At 24.4% G+C, this 1529-nt stretch carries 1 protein-coding gene; it reads right to left on the bottom strand.

What is annotated here, in order from left to right; genetic code table 11:
• Positions 1-233 precede the first annotated feature (233 nt).
• Entirely contained in the window at positions 234-524 is a 291-nt protein-coding gene (locus ABD823_RS34305; protein WP_343799778.1) for a hypothetical protein, read from the bottom strand.
• Positions 525-1529: the final 1005 nt, after the last annotated feature.

The raw sequence follows: 1529 nt of genomic DNA, 5'->3' as shown, positions 1-1529 counted from the left end.
TTCATACTTCACTTTTTACTCACCACTTACATATATGTATCTTCTGCTATATAAATCTTTCTCTATCTTTTTACTTCTCTATCTCTTTATTTTTTCACCTCCTTGATTTTTCAACCTTTACAATTACTATCACAAAACTGAAAAAAACTAAGCATAATCTTAGCTAATTAGGAGAAAAATAAAAATTCTAAAAAGGAGAATTAGAACTTACAAATAAAAAAACAAAACTTAACTTACCAACAGTCTTCTAAATATTTCCTGACCTTTTTCTCACTGATTCCTAGTCCGTATGCAATCTCCTTAACTGTAAACCCTCTTTTGACTAACTCATGAACTATGCTAACTAGGTCATCCTCACTTTCAATATAGTACGTTTCTCCTTCAATTATTACTTCTTTTTTCATTTCTCTTTCACTGATATCATATATGTAAAAACTCATATATAAATCTTTCTCTAAACTTTTACGTTTGTATCTCTCGACTTTCAATAAGAGGCCTCCAATTTTTTCCAACACTGCATTCATAAATTGAAGGTTCCAATTTTTCTATCTCCAATTTTTTAAAAAAGGCCACTTTTTATTCCTAGCATGAAACAAATTGATTACGAGCGGTGAAAAAGTCTAAAAGAATCTATTTTGAACTGAAGAATAATTATATAATTAATAACTACTATCTAGCTAATTAGCTAATATATATAATATACTAATTAACTAATTAGCATAATATACAAATATATAAATATTAAGATATTACGATTGTAATAATATTAATATATATAAAAAAATAATAAAAAAAAGAAGGATAGTCCTCACTAACATAATTAAATGCCTTCTGCTAGTATTTAAACTTTTCTCTCTAAACTTCCAATTTCCTCCATTGCAAACGCAAAAAATTGAAGCATAAATTACTAATTGCAAACTAAAAATTTGGAAATTATATAATATATTATAATATACGAATATGTTTAGTATATTTATAATTTTCAGCCGTAAAAGTTTTGGTTTCTCCTAATTATTAATTAATAATTTAATAGCTCCTAATATATATATATCTGGAAATGTATAATTATTTGGAATTTAGGAATTTACAATTAAGCAATTTTATAATATAAATTTCAACAAATGATAGAATATTTGGAATTTTGTAATTTCCAATTTACATAACTAATTGGAATAATTTTCCAAAGTGAACAATTAATTGGAATTTTGGAATTTTCAATTTTATTAACTTTTTGTAATAAATTTCCAAGGTGTACAATTTATTGGAATTTAGGAACTTAGGAATTTACAATTTAGTTAACTTATTGGAATATTTTTACAAGGTGTAGAATTAATTGGAATTTAGGAACTTCCAATTTATTAACTTTATTTTGAAAATTACGCAAAATGACAGAATAATTGGAATTTAGGAATTTAGGAATTTTCAATTTATTAACTTTGGTGCGAAAAAAACGAAAAAAACGAAAAAAATTGGAATTTCCAATTTATCTCATTAGTTGCGAAATTTACGCAAAAAATGAAAAAAACTCC

This window comes from Planomonospora alba, assembly GCF_039534085.1.
GTDB classification, from domain to species: domain Bacteria; phylum Actinomycetota; class Actinomycetes; order Streptosporangiales; family Streptosporangiaceae; genus Planomonospora_B; species Planomonospora_B alba.
Note: the sequence above shows the minus strand (reverse complement) of the source record. Positions and strands in the feature narration are given on the sequence as shown.